The sequence below is a fragment of the Yersinia mollaretii ATCC 43969 genome (assembly GCF_013282725.1).
GTDB lineage: Bacteria > Pseudomonadota > Gammaproteobacteria > Enterobacterales > Enterobacteriaceae > Yersinia > Yersinia mollaretii.
This window is the reverse complement of sequence record NZ_CP054043.1, coordinates 3,228,406-3,248,009: the sequence shown is the minus strand read 5'-3', so window position 1 is coordinate 3,248,009 and position 19,604 is coordinate 3,228,406. Positions and strand designations below refer to the sequence as shown.

Genomic DNA, 19,604 nt, shown 5'->3' with positions numbered 1-19,604 from the left:
TCCAATAGCTATAGTAATATTCGGTCTATCAACGGCACAGCAGCCGCTTAGGTATGCAAGTTCTGACAATCTGAAAGCAGATAATGAATCCGGTGATACGCTTATGCATCCAGCGTAGATTACCAACAATTACAGTGGCTACTTTAACGTTTAGGCTCGCGTTAATACGAGCATGTACAAAAACATTAGTGGCCATATTAAAACCGTGCTTGGATTGATAAATATTTTGAGTGAGCAACAAGCGTGACTTATTTACGCGGGTACTCTCTTTAGTCAACCGGGTTTGAATTTCCGTCAATAATACCTGTAACTTGTTATTTTAACGGAAAAAAAGTTCATCCTAAAGTAATGCTACCTAATTGCTTGGTTGAACAACTCTGGACTATAGTCGTAGCAAAATCCAATGCTGTAACCCCTGTTGATTATTATTAACTTGGTGACAACATTGCTCATACGACCCATCGCCACAGTACAAGGAAGCACTTATGACAATTGCGGAAAGTCTAAAATTAGAAGGTTTTAAGGAGGGTTTTATGGAAGGTTTCATTGAAAGCTACCAAAAAAGCCAGCGGGAACAGATTTTGAAAATTGCTCACTCTTTACTGGCTGAAGGTGTTGATCGCACTTTGGTAAAGGAAGTGACAGGTCTGCATGATGAAGATCTGACACAATAAAATGATCAACTCACTGGTTAATCCCACTATTTTCTCGGGCGATGTTGCGTTAGATATCGCCTTGTCAGCCATCTGGAAAAAATAACCTGATCGCGTTGAGGCACTTTGCCGATGAAATCAAAAGTCATTAATGGATTAATGCGTTTTATCTTCGATATGATGGGAGCTATAGCCTCATTTTTCGTGGCCATAGGGCTGATGATTGCTTAGCGCTATATGAAAGCCAACAGCAGCCTGATGAGGCGGTGGTCGAATTTGTCGGGCGCGTAGAACGGATGGCGGCCGTGCATAATTTTGGATTGAGGGATTGGCCGTCAGTTCATAGTCAGGGTGTGAAGTATGGCGAGCGGCCGTTGCTGGGGTTTGATAACGTTACATTAGACGAGATAGAAATAACTTGCATTGAACATGTTAATATTTGGTTATTATATTTAATATAATTATTCCAAAAACAATAATAACCAGAGTATCATAGCCTCGATTAGTTATTACCCCAAACGTTCGCTGTTTCTGCATCAAAAAAGTAAACCTCTAACCCTCCTCTTTTCATTCCTCTATTAACCGACATTCTTTCTGCTCTGGCTATAATTACTTTATTACCATCACTTTTCGGATCTCCATACACACCTACATAAAGCTGCTTTATTTTACCTACCTCTATTCTTTTCAAATAATGCTCGTCATTAGCTGCTAAAGAATGTCCATATATAAAAAGCGCTCCAATTATTTCACTAAAGCTTCGAAATGCCTTAGCAAGGTAATCATTATGTCTGATTCTAGAAAGTTTTTCATCGCTTTTACCTTCTGCGACAAACACAGGGAATAGATTCCTCTTCAATGCACTACGAATCTGGTCTATAAGACGTACATTCGTATTTTTCCAAGTGTATTTTTGTAACTCAACGCCTGTATCAAATAGATGCAATGCCCCATGGAGAAAGAAACAATTTTGGTCATGACTATTACTGGGGTCCCAAGTGACATAATTAGCATCATAGTTTTCATATGGCTTTCTAAATCCATCATCTGAAGATGGTTCCTCTCCTTCAAGTGTATGCATATGTACCCAATAGAGTAATAAGTCATAATTTAAAGTATAAACGCGATTAAAATTATCAAGAAATGCCTTACAATATGCATACTCTCTTTCCTCTAACTCACCAGGCCATCCAGGATGGCTACTAGCAATTGTTTGCACTAATAATTCTCTTAGTGAGTCAGCATCACTACTTAACTTTGCAAGGAGTTCAGCAGAGACATCCTCATAAGCTTTGAGTGCAATCGCAGAATCTCTTAGTATGCTGATAACTTTTTCAAAATCCTGAGTATCTAACTTATGGAAAACCTTTTTTGCAGATGTTGATAATTTCGAAAAATCTGCCTGCTCAAACAATTTTCCATATTGAAATATATTTGGCCTACATGCTATGCTGAAACCGTTTCCTAATAATAGATGTCTTTTTGATTGTTTTTCAGAACATAATAAAGCATCTTGAAATGTTAACACTTTCGCCATGACAATCACCTTAAATGTTGTATTTTTTAGCAAGCATACAATTACAATGTTAAATATTGTAAAGACATTTATAGTACGTTACTAATAACAATTATTTTTAAGTTACTTAACCACGAAACACAATTGACTCATTTAATGCATTAATTACACTCTGGATATAGTTTTTGTCATAACTTCTCAATGCTTGAGCTTCTCCTGATGAGCTATTGAGTACAACAATATATTCTGGCTGTATCTTTTTAAACCAAAAAATAGCAGCTAACAACATCAATATTCCAATAATTTTCCCTCCGGAATCTGCATTAAATGTAACTACAGCACCAATGATAGCTAAAATTACTGGGCCTACCTTTGAGGGGGTTGTTTGTAGTTGTTTAACTGACGTAACACCATTCATTGCATAGGTGGCACCACTTACCGTAAAACGAGAGTTTGTAACGCGAACATCCCCATGACTAAAAAATTCTTTTTCTTCCATTATATATTCCCAGAAATAAAAATAACTGTGACAAAAAATGTGATGTAGAAATAAGGGTATCAATAATAAATTACTACCAATTGGCTGATTAGCAAGTTATTTCAACCTTTGTTGTGCTAAAGCTGTTACGACCCTATCAGATTGAAGATTACCATCTCCGATAGCATCCTCCCCCCATGAACACTCAAACCCAAATCACAGAAATCCTGCGCCTACTGCACAACCTGATTCGTATTGGTACGGTGGCCGAGGTCGACCAAGCCCTATGCCGCGTGGCGACGGGAGACAATTTAAAAGCCTCGGCTGGAGTGGTACTTATAGCCCACATGCTACCAGAACGACAGGCAGCACACGTTTAAACGAGATAGGCTAATCACGCCATGACGAAAGTGACAATTTTTGGCCATAGTCGCCGCTGGTTCAGGCAATAGTTCTGGGACCGCCGAGGCATTTCGCCGCGCACGATGGTGATATCAATAGCTGACATAGTGAGAGGTTTCCGACAGGAATAAAAAAAGCCCCACTAAAAAGTGAGGCTTGGCATCTTTGGGTAAATTAGCGCGTTAATCATCTTAGATCAACTGGCACTGTCTGTTTCATTTTTTATAAAACTTGAACACTTTCTTCGTTTGTTTCGAAGTAAAAATATCTTTATCATCAAAGGCATAGCCTAGCTCTTCTGCCAAAGTATAGAATCCATCACTGGGGTAACTTGAAGAGGAACAGCTTTGGGGTTTTTTATGGACCAAAACGCTTAATAAAAAACCAAACTCTGAGTGTGTTTGTCTTGAAATGGTCCCTAATATTTCCCCAATGATTTTACGATCATTAGTTAGCTGATGTGAAAGATCAATAATATCCATGACCTCATTGTAATAAGCGGCTCGCCCTGCCTTAGCGAGCGTTTCTAATTTATTTCTAACTATCGCAGTTCTTTCATCTCTAGCCCTAGAAAATGCTGCCAAACTGGAAGCCAACACATATTTATTTTTTTCTATCTGTACACCACGTAACCGCTCATCCTGCATCATACGGTGCACTGTTGGACTTTTAACGCCACAGACTTGCATTGCCATAGAAACAGTCACTATGGCCAATTTAGGTTCTTCACTTAATGCAGCAAGGTATTCATCAAGCACATCAAATTGTTCCATTTTATTTTCCTTGTTTATTAATAGGAAAACATTAACTGATGAAAATACTACCGACAATAGGATGATGTGATCATGGGATATAAAACACTGAATATTATTCGGTCAAAAATGCTTCCTTTTTGGCATCTACACTCTGAGATCAACAAAGCGCCCTGCCGGTATGTCTATCGACTGATCATCTTTGGAATCTTTGATGTTGTTATGCACAAATGGCGGAAAAGTCAGTTGTGGATCTATTTTCAGAATTTTGCTCATCCTAATTGTTTGGCGTAATCATTCAAATCCAATATGCTTGAACAGGAATATATAGGGCAATAACAAGGAAAAGTTATGGATACAGTTGAAGAATTAGGAAAAACATATTATTACAATGGCATGATGAATCTGCCAGCCAATGAGCTGTTTTACTGGATTATGCTAGATGTTACTGTCGAGCACTTCACCAGCGCAGCCGTGGCACTAGATGTAATGGCTGCAGCCGCTATCTATTCTGGGCAAAATAATATGCCAGTATCTGGTAAACTTGCCAACGCAACGCCTGGCACCTCAAGAGCATCCTTATCAGCAAGACGGCATTTGCAAGGATATCGCTTACCCGTTCGTCTACCAACGCTCATTGGTAGCATCACAAAACCTCACAAAATCAAAACTATCATGACAGATAGGTTAGGTACATTCGTTGGTAGAAGTATACCTGTTGTTGGATGGGTGATACTCGCTATTGATGTGTCTCGCATTGTAAGTAAAGCGGTTAGCCGCTATAACACAATTGCCCGAAAAGAGGATCGGCTATGGTGATAACTGATATTGAAAAAAACGTTTTTGATCTGGTTGAAGAGTTTAACGGTCGCAGCATATTTACATTTAAACGTTACCCCCTTAAAAAAGAGACAGATCTCAATGCTGATTTTAAGATGGCTCCTGAAGAGGCCGCTGAGCTAATGGAAAAATACGCCGAAACATTTTCTATTGACCCAGAAACAATCAATTTCGGTAAATTTTTTCCTCCACACCTTCGAAATCCGCATGTACCATTAACAATTGCTATGCTTATCGAGTCCGCCAAAGCAGGCCGTTGGTTGTACGATTGAAATAGGCCGGGCAATTCAGCCCGGTTTTGCTATCCCTATGCCGGCGCTACTGACCATTCGATATCCGGCGCAAGTGAAACATCGACGTTTTTCACCTTCACTCGATATTGCTTCCACACTTTCAAATCAGTGCGCAGTTTATCAGGGACAACATCATCGTTATCTTCCAGTCTTTCAATTTCATCTGCAATAGCACCTATCATATCCGATGCGTAAGATAAAATAGCCGTTTGCTTTTGTGTTGCTTCAGTCATCATCTGTTTCACAATTTGCGGCGCGGGGCCAGCTAACCATTCGCCATTTTCATTTGCGTAGTAAGTAGGAGCGGGGCGTGGGCCGGACATGATGACGTAGCCACTAGGTAAAACAAAAGGTTCGATGTAGGAAATATTTTCGGTGGATTCACCGGGTTTAGCATAAATAACCATAACTACCTCAGTCTATTGACCATACAATAACTCTATAAGGGGCTTGTGTTAGTCCTGTTGCTACATTAAATCCATTTCCTAACATACCTGAGAATAATCCCACTCCGGCTGCACCGGAGATTACAACTATGTCTGAAAGCTCTATAGCTCTCAACTTACGCTCTGTTTTATCTGATGTTTTTCGCGAGGCCATAGCTGATGGCTTAATTAGCAGCAATCCAGTGGAAGCGACACGCACGCCGTCACCAAAAGTTAAGCGAGAACGGCTCGACTATACCGCATTTTGTAAAATTCATGAGGCTGCCAGCCAACAGCAAAACTGGGTTCAACTCAGCATGGCACTGGCGCTTATTACCGGCCAGCGCCGTGATGATGTGCGGCAATTAAAAAGGAGCGATGTGCATGACGGCAGACTTTGGGTAATACAGGGCAAGACCGGCAATCAAATTGCAATATCGCTATCCCTGCGACTGGAAATAATGAACGCTACAGTTGGCGACATTATAGAAAAGTGCCTGAATAACAGTAAAAGTGAATATCTCATTAGCTCATCAAATAAGAGTTCAGGCAGAGAACCGGGGGCATTAAATGCCGACTCGCTTACCAAAGCATTTGTTAAAGCATTGAAGGCTACCGATCTGGTTTATAAAATATCCCCGCCCAGTTTTCACGAGATCCGCAGCTTGGCGTCGCGTCTTTATGAAGCAGAATACGGTAAGGAATTTGCGCAGAAACTGCTTGGCCACAAGTCGATGAAAATGACTAATGTTTATCTGGATTCACGTAAAAATGAGTGGGTTGAGATTTAGGCCGAGTATAGGATTTCGGGGAAATTTCGGGGGATTTCGGGTGAAACACAAAAAAATTCATTAAAATCAACAACTTAAAAAGAGACCGAATACGATTCCTATATTCGGTCTAGGGAAATGGCTCTTGGGAGAGAGCCGTGCGCTAAAAGTTGGCATTAACGTAGGCTTGTTCAGCCGTACTACTTAAGCGTAGTCGAGTACATGTGTTTCGCCAACTTGACAGCAGAAGTAATTAATTACAGTTGTAAATTAATTTTAGTGGCAAAAGTCCAATTCTAAGGCGAGAAAAGTAATCGTTTGTTAATGATGGATTAATGCCCTTGAGCGCCAAAAGTACCACCCTTATTTTTGACATAATGTCATGGCGCGCTGCTGGAAAGGTTCGAGACTCATCTTCTGCCCCGGATTGGCAATGTCATCCAATAGCAACACATCGAGCGGTTTCGCCAATACATGCCCAGACTTCATTTGCTCGGTCGCAATATCGTTTAGGGGGTATTGTGCTAACGTACTCGGGTTAATCACAAACAAAGCATTGCCTGCGCGGCATTCCAGCATCACTTCTTCTCGGGTAAATGCCCACTGTTTGCCAAACTCAAACTTACTAACAGTGATGATCTTCCCGGCAGCCATAGCATTAACTGATAGCATCAGTAACGATAACGTCAGCACAAAACCCTTCATCTTAATTATCCTCAATTAATTCATTGCGTTGATTTTCTCGCATACGGAGGCGTTGATGCAAGCTTAGTGACGATATCTACTGTTTATAATCTCACGCTATACCGGTGCCATGGTCGCAAAAATACTGACCAATAGTAGCACCGCCGCACCTAGGAGGATTTCAGCACTGCTATTAATCACCAGCCAGTAGTGGGCTTTCGTGGGGAGGCGCTTGAGCATTGGGACAATCCGGTAGCGGTTAATTAGCGCGATGACAATCATAAGCATCACTAATACCACTTTGCCAAGCAATAGCACCTGATAACTCGATGTCAGAGCCAATGTGGTATCACGCAGCATTATTAGGCTATTAATGATGCCGGTCACTAATACCAATGCAACGGATAAATGGCCCCAAGTTGAGAAACGAATCAATGTAGTGATAGCTTCACGTTTGACATCATTATCACGAGTATAGGCAAGGCAGATCAGCAAGGGGGGAAGGCAACCGAACCAATAGCCTGCGCTGAGAAGATGTATTATTTGATTAGTTTGATGAATCCATCCCAGTGCACCATCATGCATTGCCGCATGACCAATGAAAGCCAAACTAGCCAGTAACAGTGTTGAACACATCACCATCAATCGATAGCAGTGGCGATTAGAACTCAGTAAGATTATCCACAGAGTCACGATAGAGAGGCCAAGATGCCATTGCCACACCTGACCGAAGCGTGTGCCAAAAACCGCCCACCAAATAGTCAACCGATAGGTATCAGACCAGCCATCGCCCATCATGCCGGCTTGAATAGCCAACAGTCCAATAGCAGAAATAAAGGCAAGAGTCGTACTGAGGAGCAATATCGGTGACAGGCGTTTTTTGAGTATCTCAGAGAAAGGATTGGGGGCTAATACAGCGGTGAATATACTGATACCAAACATCAGCATCACCGCCAGAAAATGCAAGAAGCGACATAGAATAAATAAAGCCGCTAAAGACATATTATTTCACAGTGAAGCTGTAAGTGCCTTTGGTTTTATGACCATCAACAGACACGACATGCCACGAAACATTGTATTTACCCGCGGTTAAAGCGTGATCAATTGGCAAGATTAATTGTGTGTTATTGACTGGGTCTAATTTTAGCTCACCTGTTTTCACGACACTGTTATCAGGGCCAGTTACTTTCACACCACTGAAATTCAGTTCGATCCCTTCAGAGAACCCCAATGTCAGCGCTTCTGGCGCTGAACCAATGGTGGTATCGGCAGCCGGAGACTCGATTTTCAGATGTGCATGAGCGAGGGCTTGCTGACTGGATAGCCCAACAAACAACACAATAAGCGCCGAAAGCATGCGGCAAGAAGAACGTACTTTTCGAATAAACATAGTATCCCTTTATCGATGGGGAGAAGAATCAGTCTGCTACCAACCATATCCTATATTGGCAGCGCGAACCCCTATCACATCCAGTCAATTGCACTACCTGTGAGGTAGGGCACAAAATAAAACGCCAGTTTATGAATTGCGATTGAAATATCACCAATAACTGAACAGTAACTCAACTTACGGCCTTATCGTTAATGCAAATGATAACGATTTGGTTATAGCAAGTCGAGAAACCAAAGGTAAACAATATGTAATTAGTGCGGAAACAGTAAGATAAATGAGGCGTCTTGCAGATAGACATGAGGGAGGACAACGAAGAGCCGCAGTTTCTGGCACCCTTAAGGGCGATCAGAAACTGCGGTGAGTCATTAGTCAGGCTAAAAACTACGCCTGAGTATGGCTTTGGGCAGCCATTGTTTTTAGATCTTTATCAACGAAGAACAGTGAATTACCGCTATTCCCCACCAGAGCCAGTTTATCCAGAATGGATTTGAACAGTTTTTCTTCTTCATGTTGTTCAGCCACATACCATTGCAGGAAGTTGAATGTGGAGTAGTCGTGGGTGGTCATTGCAACATGGGCAAGCTCATTAATTTGAGTGGTAATCAGTTGCTCATGTTCGTAAGTCAGTTTGAATACATCGCCCAATGAGGCAAAATCAATTGGCGGCGCACTGATCGTGCCCAAAACAGGCATAGAGCCTGTTCCGCTGAGGTATTCAAATAAGCGCTGCATGTGCTGCATCTCTTCTTGAGAATGCTCTTTTAAAAATGCGGCCGCACCTTCAAAACCTTTATCGCTGCACCAAGCACTCATTTGTAGATATAGATTTGCAGAGTAAAATTCCAGATTCAGCTGCTCATTGAGCTTTTGTGCCATTTCTGTTTTCAACATAGTAATTCCCTTATTTTTATAATGCAGGTAAGCAACGATTAACTTTTCGTATTATGCCAAGATAAAAACAAAATAAGAACACCCTATTCACATTAATATTAGGGAAAAACAATAAATAATTTAACCAACTGTTTTAACTCATGAAAATAAATGAGTAGAAATGAGGTAAATTATTATAAGAATCATTCACATTACAGTAGCAATACTAAAAAGAATGATTCTTATTTAAGTAATTTTTCCATAAATAATAAATAACTTATCTAGGGATTAATATTATTTCCCTCTGTAATACACTAAACAAACATCATTTTGAAACATTCGCTGCTTGCCAATATCCGCCGCCTGCATTACCTTTTGCGCCATAGCCGCTATGAGCAAGAGGGAGAAGACAATGGGATATAATCTGACCGAGCTTTCTGACGAAGAGACGGCCAAAATGAATGTTGATCTGGCCGCGTCGGGTGTTGCATTTAAAGAGCGCTACAACATGCCCGTCATTCCTGAGATGGTCGCCCGAGAACAACCCGAAGAACTGCGTGAATATTTTTCGCAGCGGCTCGCTTATTATCGTATCGAGTCGAATAAATTCTCGCGTTTGCCGTATGAGCCTAAAATGAAATAATTACGTTAGGAGCTCCCGCAAGGTAGAGCTTGCAGGAGCTAGCCGAGTAACGCGATTAGGGTTTGCGGGCAAATTTGTCTGTTGCAAGAATGAGCTGATGCAAGATCCCCGGCTCATCAAAAGAGTGCCCTGCTCCTTCAACAATATGCAGTTCCGCTTCCGGCCAGGCTTGCGCTAAGTCCCATGCATTCTGTGGCTGGCAAGCCATATCATATCGACCATGAATAATAACGGCAGGAATATGGCGAATGCGCGTCACATTATCCAGCAGTTGATTATCATGGTCTAAAAATCCCAAGTGGGTGAAATAGTGATTTTCAATGCGGGCAAAGGCCAAGGCAAAATCATCTTCACCGAAGGATGCTGAGCTCTTGGTCGGCAATAATGTGACCGTTTCCCCCTCCCATAAGCTCCAGATTTTCGCCGCCTCCAACTGTACTGCCTTATCCGGTGATGTCAGCCGTTTACGGTAAGCCGCAGTAACATCGCACTGCTCTTCTGGCGATAGAATTGACAATATGCGTTGCCATTTATCGGGGAAGAAACGCGATGCTCCCTCCTGATAGTACCAATGCAGCTCTTTTTTCCGCAGCGTAAAAATTCCACGTAAAACCATCTCACTGACCCGCTCAGGATGAGTTTCACCATATGCTAACGCAAGCGTTGAGCCCCAGGAGCCGCCAAATAACAGCCACTTATCAACGCCAGCCATTTTACGTAGTCGTTCTATATCCTCGACCAAGTGCCACGTTGTGTTGTTATCTAAACTGGCATGGGGTTTTGAACGCCCGCACCCGCGTTGATCAAACAGCAATACATTATATTTTGCCGGATTAAAAAGTTGCCGATGATAAGGTGCAATCCCCCCGCCCGGACCGCCATGAATAAATACCGCTGGTTTACCGTCTGGGTTGCCACAGAGTTCCCAGTAAATCTGATGCCCATCGCCGGTGTCTAATAAACCACTGTCGTAGGGTTCATACGCTGGATAAAGCCCACGTAACTGTTCCATTATTTTTCCATGTTTGTTATTAGACATTAAAGTTATCAAAGCCTATACAGCACGCAGGGTCAACGATAAAACATCACATTTACGCCAATCGGCCCATTAATTCTATCAACTGGCGATAATTGCACCGTATCTCAATCAAATGTGTGGTGTAAGATCACAATATGGCGCACATTAAACAGTAACAAGAGAGATTACGATTTAATAATCTTCTTGTTAAACAATACATTAATTACAGTGATGGTTTATCCACTTGCAACTGGTCACCATAAGGTGGTTAATAGGTGGGCGTACCAACCTAACCGAAGGTAAAGAGAGGCAAGCCATGAGTAAGGGAATGGACAGCAAAAAGAACGCGAAGAAAAAGCCACTAAAAACGCCAGCTGAGAAAAAGGCTGACAAACGCGCTAAGAAGTCATCTTCTTCCAGCGCAGAATAACGGGTTTTTCGTCTCGTTAGTCAACCCGCCCTGAAAGGCGGGTTTTTTGTTGCCAATTATCATGGATAGGCATGAGAGGCCAAGTATCTATTTTCGTATGATCGATACTGAAACTCACTGATCTTACGCCAGATATGCGCCATACCCTGACGCATTACCTGACGTAATGTGCTGGGCTATATCAAGCGAGGGCAAGAATGAATGCGTACTCCAAAGCGATATCCTCATACGCTTTGAAACGCCCTGATTTGCCGCCATGACCAGAATCCATATCGGTATAAAGCAGCAGTTGATGATCATCCGTTTTCAATTCACGTAGCTTCGCGACCCACTTTGCCGGTTCCCAATATTGAACCTGAGAGTCGTGCAAACCGGTAGTGACCAACATGTGCGGGTAATCTTGGGCTTTAACCTGATCGTATGGGCTGTATTGCTTGATGTAATCATAATACGCCTTATCGTTCGGATTGCCCCATTCATCATATTCGCCGGTGGTGAGCGGGATTGACTCATCCAGCATCGTCGTGACCACATCAACAAATGGCACCTGTGCCACTACACCTTTGTATAATTCAGGCGCTTGATTGATTACCGCCCCCATCAGCAAACCTCCCGCGCTGCCCCCCATAGCAAACACACGGTTGGCATCACCATAACCTTCGGCTATCAGCGTTTTAGTGACATCAATAAAATCATTAAATGTATTTAACTTATTGAGCAACTTGCCATCTTCATACCATTGTTGGCCTAACTCACCGCCACCGCGAATATGCGCCATCGCAAAGACAAAACCACGATCCAGCAAACTTAAACGACTGCCACTGAATGCAGGGTCAATACTGCTGCCGTATGAGCCGTAGCCATAGACCAACAGCGGGTTAGCGCCCGAAATAAAGTGGTCGCGATGATACACCAGCGAGACCGGGATTTTGACCCCATCGGTTGCTGTGACCCAAATCCGTTCGCTGCGATACTTTTCTGGCGTGAAATTCTTCACTTCCTGCTGTTTGAGCAACTGACGCGCACCGGTGTCCATATTCAGCTCAAACATGGAGCTTGGTGTGGTCATGGAAGAATAGCCATAGCGCAGCAGTTCAGTTTCGGGTTCAGGGTTATACGCCAGCCAAGTCACATAAGTAGGATCATCAAAAGTGATGGATTTCTCTTCTCCCGTTACCCAGTGAATTTGTCGCAGATGCGTTAACCCTTCACTGCGCTCCTCCACCACCAACCAGTCGCGGAATAAGCTGAACCCCTCTAGCATGACATCCACTCTTGGCGCAATGAGTGGCAGCCACTGGGATTCATCAGCAAAATCACTTAGCGTTTTGCCCTCTTGGGCTATTTTGTACAGCCCAAAATTTTTGCCATCTTTATTTGAGCGAACATAGAAATGTTGCTTATAGTGGTCCAAGCCATATTCATGGTCTTTCCGGCGAGGGGCAAACAACTGCGGCTCCGGCTCAGACTGGTTAGCATCCAGCAGTAGAATTTCTGAGGTTGTGGTACTGCTTAAGTGGATAACGATATAGCGCTCAGAAGTGGTTTTTTCCAAACTAACATAAAAAGTATCGTCATTTTCCTGATAGATCAGCTGGTCCGAGTTAGGATCACTCCCCACTAGGTGGCGATAGACCTGATAAGGCAATAATGTTTTTTCATGTTTGCGCACGTAATAGAGCGTTTTTGAGTCATTGGCCCACTCAAAATTCCCCGATGTATTGCTGATAACTTCCTCATGCCAGACACCTGTTTGTAAATGTTTTACCCGAATATCATATTGGCGACGCGATAAGAAATCCTCTGCCACTGCCAATAGCTGGTTATCTGGACTGACATCCAATCCGCCTAAAGTGTAAAACTCGCTGTCTGCTGCGCGTTGGTTACCGTCTATCAAGGTTTCCCAACTGCTGTCCGCCCAGACCGGCTGGCGTACATAAATTGCGTATTCATTGCCCGGTTCGAAACGCGTCTGATAACGGTAGCCGTTACGGACATAGGGGACGGACTCTTCTTGCGGCGGAATGCGAGAAACCATCTCTTGGTACAGGGTCTCACGTAAGGGTTGCTGCGGTTTCAGCACCTCGTCAGTGAAAGCATTTTCAGCTTGCAAATAGTTCAGAACATCAACATCCGTGCGCTCATCATCACGTAGCCAATAGTAATCATCGACACGGGTATCGCCGTGCATCGTGATCGGATAAGGGCGTTTATCTGCCTTTGGGGGTGTGGTCATGGGTTGAGTTATCCATCTGTGTTCGTTAGCGCGAGAGTGACACGATTACCTGCCAATGCCAAGTATCAACAGGGGCTTATCATTTTGCAGTTTGAGTCCAATCTTATGATAAACAAGATGATAAGCAGGTGTGGGCTTGTTGATGCCTGCACCTGTTTGGCTGTGATTAGCTAAATTTTTATATCTGGCTTCAAGGATGGAGGGTAGTGTGTCCGCGCTGCTTGATTAGCTCCGAGTAAACTCAATCACATAGAACTGTTCCAAGCCCGGATAGATCGCCTTAATCACCTTTTTTAGCTCATCCAAGGACATATTCTCTTGCTCAGCATGGCGTTCAGTCAGAGCATCCAATGTGATCGGCGTGACCGAAGTGACCTTGATGTGGCAGAAGAAGACACCATCTTCATTGCGACAGACACGCAGAGTTTCTCCTGAGCGAAAATCGGATTCACTGCTATCTCGGATAGTGATCGTCTTACGATCCGCCAGAATATCCGCCTCGAAGCGGCGAAAGAAGGTGATTTCACGACTCATTTTAGATCCCTTTTTTCACTTTCTACCGAAAGTTGGCAGATTAAGCGGCTTGATTTTCTTCAGGTTTGGCTTTCTTCTCGGGTGCCCTTTTTTCCGACTTTACTTTAGGTTGCCCATCAACGGGGGTCGCAGGGTGGGTGCCACGACGAATTTTATTTCAACGGCCATGAATAAATGTCCTTTTTGCTTACAGGTAACTGTACATAAACACAGTATAATGTGATTTATCGGGGGGATGCAACCTCCATCGCCCCCACTGTGATTACTTTAATAGACGGGCTTTACAGTTTTTGCCTTTGATCTTGCCTTGTTGCAGTTGCTGCAAGGCGCGTTTGGCGCTGGCCTTGCGGATAGCAACATAGGCATGCACTGGGAACATGTCGATTTTACCCACATCGGCAGCAGTCAGGCCGGCCTCACCAGTGAGTGCACCCAGAATGTCGCCGGGGCGAATTTTGGCTTTGCGCCCACCGTCAATGCATAACGTCACCATCTCTGGCTCCAGTAGGGTGTTAGCACTGCGGCTCACCTGCTCTGCGGGCGTCCACTTCACCTTAATTTGCAGATAGTCCTCAATCGCATGGGCGCGGGTCATTTCTTGTGGAGTACAGAGGCTGACAGCAAGGCCACTCATCCCTGCCCGCCCGGTACGGCCAATGCGGTGCACATGCACTTCAGGATCAAATGCCAGTTCGAAGTTCACCACCAGCTCCAGATCTTTAATGTCCAGACCTCGGGCGGCAACATCCGTAGCAACCAACACGCGGCAACTGCGGTTAGCAAAACGGACCAACACCTGATCACGGTCACGCTGCTCTAAGTCACCGTGCAGGGCCAACACACTGATGCCACGGGATTCCAAGGCTTCGTAAACGCTTTGGCAATCTTTTTTGGTGTTACAAAACACCACAGCAGAGGCGGGCTGATAGTGGCTAAGCACCGAGATCAACAGCGGTAACCGTTTTTCGCGGGTAGTTTCAAAGAACACCTGCTCAATGGCGGGCGCTTCATCGCCATCTTCCACTTCAACATTGACGGGTTCGCGCTGAACCCGCGCACTGATTTGTTCAATGCCGACCGGATAAGTGGCGGAGAACAGCAGCGTTTGGCGCTGTGGTGGGGTGTAGGCAATCACATCATTGATGGCGTCGGTGAACCCCATATCCAACATGCGGTCGGCTTCATCCAAGACCAGAATTTTGAGGTCATCCAGCACCAGTGTTTTTTTGCGTAAATGTTCCTGAATACGCCCCGGCGTGCCCACGACGATATGAGGCGCATGTATCAGAGAATCCAGTTGATGGCCCATTGGTTGGCCACCACACAAAGTGAGGATTTTGATGTTCTGGGTGAAACGAGCCAGACGGCGCAGCTCTTTGCTGACCTGATCAGCCAATTCGCGGGTCGGACACAGCACTAATGCTTGAGTCACAAACTCACCCACCGCAATTTTGTCTAGCAAACCAATGCCGAATGCGGCGGTTTTGCCACTGCCGGTTTTGGCCTTCGCGCGGACATCCTGCCCATTGAGAATTGCCGGCAGCGCTGCGGCCTGTACCGGTGTCATTTCGGTATAGCCAAGTTCATTAAGATTGGACAACTGCTCAGCAGGCAGTGTCAGGGTAGAAAAGGAGGTTGTGCTCACGGCAATAACTCTTATAACTGGATGGAATGGCAGCGATGGCCTGAAGGCAAGCGCAATATTTTGGCGCGATAATAGCAGAAATGGGGCCATGGCCGGAACAATAGTGCAAAAACACGCGCAAAATAGCGCTGATGCTGCCCGGCAATCGCCGCTCTCATCCCGCCCAAATGGATACGCAATCGTTTTCGTTGCTATTTTACTTTATACTGACGCCCATAAAATTGATCGCACGTCGAATGAATGTGTCATTTTCTCACTGATGTAGGTATCTAACTATGCTAACGATTGGAACCGCTTTGCGCCCAGGCGCGACCCGTGTCATGCTTTTAGGCTCTGGCGAATTGGGCAAAGAAGTGGCAATTGAATGCCAGAGACTCGGGCTGGAAGTGATTGCTGTTGATCGCTATGCGGATGCACCCGCGATGCATGTTGCCCATCGCAGCCATGTGATTAATATGCTGGATGGTGCGGCGCTGAAGCAGTTAGTTGAGCAGGAAAAACCTCACTATATCGTGCCGGAAATTGAAGCTATCGCCACCGATATGCTGGTTGAATTAGAGCAAATGGGTCAGCGCGTGGTGCCTTGCGCAGAAGCGACCCGCCTGACAATGAACCGTGAAGGTATTCGCCGTTTGGCGGCAGAAACGCTGCAATTACCCACCTCCAGCTACCGTTTCGCGGATACTGAAAGTGCATTTCGTCAGGCCGTGAATGACATTGGCTATCCGTGCATTGTTAAGCCCGTCATGAGCTCCTCCGGTAAAGGACAGAGTTTGATCCGCAATGAAGGGCAACTTAAGACGGCGTGGGATTACGCGCAGTTGGGTGGCCGGGCTGGCGGTGGGCGAGTGATTGTCGAGGGGCTGGTACACTTTGATTTTGAAATTACGCTGCTAACCATCAGCGCGGTTGATGGTATTCATTTCTGTGCGCCTATCGGTCATCGTCAGGAAGATGGCGATTACCGTGAATCCTGGCAGCCACAGGTGATGAGTGATGTGGCATTGGCACGGGCAAAAGAGATCGCCGCTCAAGTTGTGACGGCACTCGGTGGCCACGGGCTATTTGGTGTGGAGCTGTTTGTGTGTGGCGATGAGGTTATTTTCAGCGAAGTCTCACCGCGCCCGCACGATACCGGGATGGTGACCCTGATTTCGCAAAACATGTCTGAGTTCGCACTCCATGTCCGCGCATTTCTTGGGTTGCCGATTGGCACTATTCGCCAATATGGCGCAGCGGCATCAGCGGTGATTTTACCTGAATTAACCAGTCAAAATATCAGTTACCACGGGCTGGAAACTGCGCTAGCAGGTGATACGCAAATCCGCTTATTTGGTAAGCCGGAAATTGTCGGGAAACGGCGTTTAGGGGTAGCACTGGCCGTTGCTGATGATATTAGCTCCGCCATTGAGGTGGCAAAGCGTGCAGCGGGAGCGGTCGTGGTGAGTGGGAAGTAGCCCGTCACCTAAAATGAAAACCCGCCGTTAATGGCGGGTTTTGCGGTTTAATCAGCAGTACAGAGATTACCCCTCATACTGATCTTCGATTTCATCCGCATCTTGCTCATTATCGCGGCGATAGTCAGACTCACCATGCTCTTCAAAATCAGTGTCTTCAAAGATAGCCATAGATTGGGGATCGTCTTTGTGCCGCTCACGGATCTCAGCGGCGACCAAGGCAATCGCCTCGCCACTGCTCATGCCTTCCGACATGAATTTGTGAATACGTTCAACAGCTTCTTGCTGCTCCTCGTGGGAAAGTGAAGGCATACCCGCTAGCATTGATTTATCTCCTACATATAATTGATCAAGTATACCCGTTTATTCTGGTCTGCGGTGAATTGACTGCCCTCGACAGAACTGAGACCAACCCTCGGGCAATTTATGCTAATCTTCTCCACGACCCCATGTTCACCAACACCCTTCCCACCGAAAGAAAAGAATAGCGACTCATGAGTGTGAAATCCCTGACCTTCAAAGCATTGCCCTATCAGCCCGACGCCCTGCTCCAGCAATTTACTCCACTGGCCAACCAAACTTGGGCCATGTTGCTACACTCCGGATTCGCCGAGCACGCCCATAATCGGTTTGATATTTTGGTCGCCGACCCCTTAGTCACCCTTACCACTCGAGGGGAACAGACTGAAATTGTCACGGCTCAAGGGCAAACATTCTCATCCGAAGATCCATTCAGGTTATTGCAGCAAGAGTTGGATAAATTCGCGCCAACAATGTCGCCACATCCAGATCTGCCGTTTTTGGGCGGGGCATTGGGGCTATTTGGTTATGATCTGGGTCGTCGAATTGAGCGGGTGCCGACACTGGCCGAGCAGGATATCGCCTTGCCCGATATGGTTGTGGGTCTGTATGACTGGGCGCTGATTGCCGATCACCACTTGCAGCAGCTCACTCTGGTGTGCCACGGTGATGCCGATCAGCGTTTACAGTGGCTGCATCAGCAAAAAACAAGTGACACTGTCACGCCATTCAAGCTCACTAGCTCATGGCAAGCCAATATGACGCGCGAGCAATATGGCGAAAAATTCCGCCAAATTCAGGCCTACCTGCACAGCGGTGATTGCTATCAAATCAATCTGGCGCAGAGATTCAGTGCAGAATATCAGGGCAATGAGTGGCAAGCCTTTCTCGCGCTGAGCCGCAGTAATCGCGCACCTTTTTCCGCCTTTATGCGCTTGCCCGACAACGCGATATTGAGCGTCTCGCCGGAGCGTTTTTTATGGCTAGAAAATCATCAGATTCAGACTCGCCCCATCAAGGGGACATTGCCACGGCGGGATGACCCTGAGCAGGACCGCTTGCAAGCCGTGCGACTGGCGAACTCCAGCAAAGATCGGGCGGAAAACCTGATGATTGTGGATCTGCTGCGCAATGATATTGGCCGTGTGGCCCAGCCGGGCAGTGTGCGGGTGCCCGAGTTATTCGTCGTTGAACCCTTTCCGGCGGTGCACCATTTGGTCAGCACCATTACCGCCACCCTGCCGGCAGAATGCCCCGCGACGGCACTGCTCCGCGCCTGTTTTCCCGGCGGGTCGATCACAGGCGCACCTAAAATCCGCGCAATGGAGATTATCGAGCAATTGGAGCCACACCGACGCAATGCCTACTGCGGTAATATTGGCTATATTAGTTGCTGTGGCACGATGGACACCAACATTACTATCCGCACCCTGTTGACCGAAAACGGCAAAATATACTGTTCTGCTGGCGGTGGAATTGTGGCTGATAGTCAGGAGCAGGCTGAATATCAGGAAACATTTGATAAAATTGCCCGTATTTTGCCGCAACTTGGAAATGTCTAGCTGATGAGTGAATTATTCTTGTCTGTGAATCAATCGTTGATCGGGAAAACACTGCCTGAATTTATCAGTCGCTTCCAATTACAGTTGCCGCAGCCGGGCTGTTTTTCGGCGAATAGCCGCCATGCGGCGGTATTAATACCGATCATTTGTCGGCCTGAGCCGACATTGCTGCTCACTCGGCGCTCAAATCATCTACGCAAACATGCCGGTCAGGTCGCCTTCCCCGGCGGTAAAGCCGACCCCGAAGATAACTCACTGATTGAGACTGCCCTGCGTGAAGCCGAGGAGGAAGTCGCGATCCCTGCCTCGGCGGTGCATGTCTTAGGGCAACTGGCACCACTGGATAGTTCCAGTGGTTATCAGGTCACGCCGATTGTTGGTTTAGTCCCTGATAATATTGCATTTCATGGCAATGAAGATGAGGTTGCAGGGCTATTTGAGATGCCGTTACACGAGGCGCTGAGCCTTTCTCGCTACTATTCGCTGGATATCCATCGTGGTGGAGTTAATCACCGGGTCTATCTTTCTTGGTATGAGCGGCAGTTTGTTTGGGGGTTAACGGCGGCGATTATCCGCCGGTTGGCGCAACAGGTGAGTATTTAACCTAAGCCCATATCCAAAGCATGGATAATGGGTGACCCACTTCACAGCGTTATTGTTTAAAAAACCGAATTACAGCATAAAGCGATCCCTATCACCCCAT

Annotated in this window: 22 protein-coding genes and 2 pseudogenes; 11 read left to right on the top strand and 13 right to left on the bottom strand. The window is 45.7% G+C overall.

Translation table 11 applies throughout. The annotated features are described in order from the left end of the window. Positions 1-485: 485 nt before the first annotated feature. The gene (locus HRD69_RS14505; RefSeq protein ID WP_032814975.1) at positions 486-674 is read left to right on the top strand and encodes a hypothetical protein; all 189 of its coding nucleotides are present in this window, start codon (positions 486-488) and stop codon (positions 672-674) included. Positions 675-949: 275 nt separating this feature from the next. After that, positions 950-1,114, top strand: coding sequence for a phage virion morphogenesis protein (locus HRD69_RS14500; protein WP_425273803.1), 165 nt, complete (start codon positions 950-952; stop codon positions 1,112-1,114). Between the two features lie 41 nt (positions 1,115-1,155). On the opposite strand, the gene HRD69_RS14495 is transcribed toward HRD69_RS14500, so the two are convergent. After that, complete coding sequence (locus HRD69_RS14495; RefSeq protein WP_004875982.1) at positions 1,156-2,190, bottom strand: DUF4917 family protein; 1,035 nt, start codon at positions 2,188-2,190, stop codon at positions 1,156-1,158. Between the two features lie 106 nt (positions 2,191-2,296). Continuing rightward, entirely contained in the window at positions 2,297-2,668 is a 372-nt protein-coding gene (locus HRD69_RS14490) for a DUF6232 family protein (RefSeq protein ID WP_032814977.1), read from the bottom strand. Between the two features lie 176 nt (positions 2,669-2,844). Between HRD69_RS14490 and HRD69_RS14485 the strand changes: the two are divergent. Further along, positions 2,845-2,958: pseudogene (locus HRD69_RS14485) on the top strand (phage baseplate assembly protein V); the annotation flags it as partial. Next, positions 2,907-3,038 (top strand): annotated as a pseudogene (locus HRD69_RS20840) (tyrosine-type recombinase/integrase); the annotation flags it as partial. The pseudogenes HRD69_RS14485 and HRD69_RS20840, both read left to right, overlap by 52 nt. Before the next feature lie 226 nt (positions 3,039-3,264). On the opposite strand, the gene HRD69_RS14480 reads toward HRD69_RS20840, so the two are convergent. Beyond that, positions 3,265-3,822, bottom strand: coding sequence for a hypothetical protein (locus tag HRD69_RS14480; protein WP_004875985.1), 558 nt, complete (start codon positions 3,820-3,822; stop codon positions 3,265-3,267). A 330-nt stretch (positions 3,823-4,152) separates the two neighbouring features. Between HRD69_RS14480 and HRD69_RS14475 the strand changes: the two genes are divergently transcribed. Then, positions 4,153-4,620, top strand: coding sequence for an STM2901 family protein (locus HRD69_RS14475; RefSeq protein WP_032814980.1), 468 nt, complete (start codon positions 4,153-4,155; stop codon positions 4,618-4,620). Next, complete coding sequence (locus tag HRD69_RS14470; protein WP_004875987.1) at positions 4,614-4,913, top strand: DUF1493 family protein; 300 nt, start codon at positions 4,614-4,616, stop codon at positions 4,911-4,913. The genes HRD69_RS14475 and HRD69_RS14470 overlap by 7 nt, the downstream gene beginning before the upstream one ends. Positions 4,914-4,948: 35 nt before the next feature. Here the strand turns inward: HRD69_RS14470 and HRD69_RS14465 are convergent, their stop codons facing one another. Further along, positions 4,949-5,341: a tail fiber assembly protein gene (locus tag HRD69_RS14465; protein ID WP_004875988.1), complete on the bottom strand. Its 393-nt coding sequence runs from the start codon at positions 5,339-5,341 to the stop codon at positions 4,949-4,951. A gap of 128 nt (positions 5,342-5,469) precedes the next feature. Here HRD69_RS14465 and HRD69_RS14460 point away from each other — a divergent pair, with 128 nt between their 5' ends. After that, a complete protein-coding gene (locus tag HRD69_RS14460) occupies positions 5,470-6,150 on the top strand; it encodes a tyrosine-type recombinase/integrase (protein WP_004875989.1) in 681 nt (226 codons plus the stop codon). 342 nt (positions 6,151-6,492) lie between these two features. Here the strand turns inward: HRD69_RS14460 and HRD69_RS14455 are convergent, their stop codons facing one another. From HRD69_RS14455 to ftnA, 4 genes are all read right to left on the bottom strand, one after another. Then, complete coding sequence (locus HRD69_RS14455) at positions 6,493-6,834, bottom strand: YebY family protein (RefSeq protein ID WP_004875990.1); 342 nt, start codon at positions 6,832-6,834, stop codon at positions 6,493-6,495. Between the two features lie 96 nt (positions 6,835-6,930). Next, positions 6,931-7,815 (bottom strand): copper homeostasis membrane protein CopD, encoded by an 885-nt coding sequence (gene copD / locus HRD69_RS14450; protein ID WP_004875991.1) that lies wholly within the window; start codon positions 7,813-7,815, stop codon positions 6,931-6,933. A 1-nt stretch (position 7,816) separates the two neighbouring features. After that, complete coding sequence (gene yobA / locus HRD69_RS14445; protein WP_032814982.1) at positions 7,817-8,203, bottom strand: CopC domain-containing protein YobA; 387 nt, start codon at positions 8,201-8,203, stop codon at positions 7,817-7,819. Positions 8,204-8,587: 384 nt separating this feature from the next. Continuing rightward, a complete protein-coding gene (gene ftnA, locus HRD69_RS14440) occupies positions 8,588-9,097 on the bottom strand; it encodes a non-heme ferritin (protein ID WP_004875993.1) in 510 nt (169 codons plus the stop codon). 391 nt (positions 9,098-9,488) lie between these two features. Between ftnA and HRD69_RS14435 the strand changes: the two genes are divergently transcribed. Next, complete coding sequence (locus HRD69_RS14435; protein ID WP_004875994.1) at positions 9,489-9,719, top strand: DNA polymerase III subunit theta; 231 nt, start codon at positions 9,489-9,491, stop codon at positions 9,717-9,719. Positions 9,720-9,774: 55 nt separating this feature from the next. Here the strand turns inward: HRD69_RS14435 and pip are convergent, their stop codons facing one another. The 4 genes from pip to dbpA form a co-directional block, all read right to left on the bottom strand. Further along, complete coding sequence (gene pip, locus HRD69_RS14430) at positions 9,775-10,731, bottom strand: prolyl aminopeptidase (RefSeq protein ID WP_032814983.1); 957 nt, start codon at positions 10,729-10,731, stop codon at positions 9,775-9,777. 617 nt (positions 10,732-11,348) lie between these two features. Further along, positions 11,349-13,403, bottom strand: a complete 2,055-nt coding sequence (locus tag HRD69_RS14425) for a S9 family peptidase (RefSeq protein WP_004875996.1) — start codon at positions 13,401-13,403, stop codon at positions 11,349-11,351. A 225-nt stretch (positions 13,404-13,628) separates the two neighbouring features. Then, positions 13,629-13,937, bottom strand: a complete 309-nt coding sequence (gene yqfB, locus HRD69_RS14420) for a N(4)-acetylcytidine aminohydrolase (RefSeq protein WP_004875997.1) — start codon at positions 13,935-13,937, stop codon at positions 13,629-13,631. Positions 13,938-14,199: 262 nt separating this feature from the next. Further along, positions 14,200-15,582 carry an ATP-dependent RNA helicase DbpA gene (gene dbpA / locus HRD69_RS14415; protein WP_004875998.1) on the bottom strand — a complete coding sequence of 461 codons (1,383 nt, stop codon included), beginning with the start codon at positions 15,580-15,582 and terminating at the stop codon, positions 14,200-14,202. Between the two features lie 275 nt (positions 15,583-15,857). Here dbpA and purT point away from each other — a divergent pair, with 275 nt between their 5' ends. Continuing rightward, on the top strand, positions 15,858-17,039 hold the full coding sequence (gene purT / locus HRD69_RS14410; RefSeq protein ID WP_032814985.1) for a formate-dependent phosphoribosylglycinamide formyltransferase: 1,182 nt from the start codon (positions 15,858-15,860) through the stop codon (positions 17,037-17,039). Positions 17,040-17,105: 66 nt separating this feature from the next. Here the strand turns inward: purT and HRD69_RS14405 are convergent, their stop codons facing one another. Then, entirely contained in the window at positions 17,106-17,363 is a 258-nt protein-coding gene (locus HRD69_RS14405; RefSeq protein WP_004876001.1) for a YoaH family protein, read from the bottom strand. Between the two features lie 170 nt (positions 17,364-17,533). On the opposite strand from HRD69_RS14405, the gene pabB reads away from it, so the two are divergent. Both pabB and HRD69_RS14395 read left to right on the top strand, forming a co-directional pair. Beyond that, positions 17,534-18,901 (top strand): aminodeoxychorismate synthase component 1, encoded by a 1,368-nt coding sequence (gene pabB, locus HRD69_RS14400; RefSeq protein ID WP_004876002.1) that lies wholly within the window; start codon positions 17,534-17,536, stop codon positions 18,899-18,901. A 3-nt stretch (positions 18,902-18,904) separates the two neighbouring features. Next, entirely contained in the window at positions 18,905-19,504 is a 600-nt protein-coding gene (locus tag HRD69_RS14395) for a CoA pyrophosphatase (RefSeq protein WP_004876003.1), read from the top strand. Positions 19,505-19,604: the final 100 nt, after the last annotated feature.

Bases quoted from the DNA above. Each gene is read 5' to 3' on its own strand.
- HRD69_RS14505 (WP_032814975.1), top strand. From the start codon at position 486: ATGACAATTGCGGAAAGTCTAAAATTAGAAGGTTTTAAGGAGGGTTTT.
- HRD69_RS14500 (WP_425273803.1), top strand. From the start codon at position 950: ATGGCGGCCGTGCATAATTTTGGATTGAGGGATTGGCCGTCAGTTCAT.
- HRD69_RS14495 (WP_004875982.1), bottom strand. From the start codon at position 2,190: ATGGCGAAAGTGTTAACATTTCAAGATGCTTTATTATGTTCTGAAAAA.
- HRD69_RS14490 (WP_032814977.1), bottom strand. From the start codon at position 2,668: ATGGAAGAAAAAGAATTTTTTAGTCATGGGGATGTTCGCGTTACAAAC.
- HRD69_RS14480 (WP_004875985.1), bottom strand. From the start codon at position 3,822: ATGGAACAATTTGATGTGCTTGATGAATACCTTGCTGCATTAAGTGAA.
- HRD69_RS14475 (WP_032814980.1), top strand. From the start codon at position 4,153: ATGGATACAGTTGAAGAATTAGGAAAAACATATTATTACAATGGCATG.
- HRD69_RS14470 (WP_004875987.1), top strand. From the start codon at position 4,614: ATGGTGATAACTGATATTGAAAAAAACGTTTTTGATCTGGTTGAAGAG.
- HRD69_RS14465 (WP_004875988.1), bottom strand. From the start codon at position 5,341: ATGGTTATTTATGCTAAACCCGGTGAATCCACCGAAAATATTTCCTAC.
- HRD69_RS14460 (WP_004875989.1), top strand. From the start codon at position 5,470: ATGTCTGAAAGCTCTATAGCTCTCAACTTACGCTCTGTTTTATCTGAT.
- HRD69_RS14455 (WP_004875990.1), bottom strand. From the start codon at position 6,834: ATGAAGGGTTTTGTGCTGACGTTATCGTTACTGATGCTATCAGTTAAT.
- copD (WP_004875991.1), bottom strand. From the start codon at position 7,815: ATGTCTTTAGCGGCTTTATTTATTCTATGTCGCTTCTTGCATTTTCTG.
- yobA (WP_032814982.1), bottom strand. From the start codon at position 8,203: ATGTTTATTCGAAAAGTACGTTCTTCTTGCCGCATGCTTTCGGCGCTT.
- ftnA (WP_004875993.1), bottom strand. From the start codon at position 9,097: ATGTTGAAAACAGAAATGGCACAAAAGCTCAATGAGCAGCTGAATCTG.
- HRD69_RS14435 (WP_004875994.1), top strand. From the start codon at position 9,489: ATGGGATATAATCTGACCGAGCTTTCTGACGAAGAGACGGCCAAAATG.
- pip (WP_032814983.1), bottom strand. From the start codon at position 10,731: ATGGAACAGTTACGTGGGCTTTATCCAGCGTATGAACCCTACGACAGT.
- HRD69_RS14425 (WP_004875996.1), bottom strand. From the start codon at position 13,403: ATGACCACACCCCCAAAGGCAGATAAACGCCCTTATCCGATCACGATG.
- yqfB (WP_004875997.1), bottom strand. From the start codon at position 13,937: ATGAGTCGTGAAATCACCTTCTTTCGCCGCTTCGAGGCGGATATTCTG.
- purT (WP_032814985.1), top strand. From the start codon at position 15,858: ATGCTAACGATTGGAACCGCTTTGCGCCCAGGCGCGACCCGTGTCATG.
- HRD69_RS14405 (WP_004876001.1), bottom strand. From the start codon at position 17,363: ATGCTAGCGGGTATGCCTTCACTTTCCCACGAGGAGCAGCAAGAAGCT.
- pabB (WP_004876002.1), top strand. From the start codon at position 17,534: ATGAGTGTGAAATCCCTGACCTTCAAAGCATTGCCCTATCAGCCCGAC.
- HRD69_RS14395 (WP_004876003.1), top strand. From the start codon at position 18,905: ATGAGTGAATTATTCTTGTCTGTGAATCAATCGTTGATCGGGAAAACA.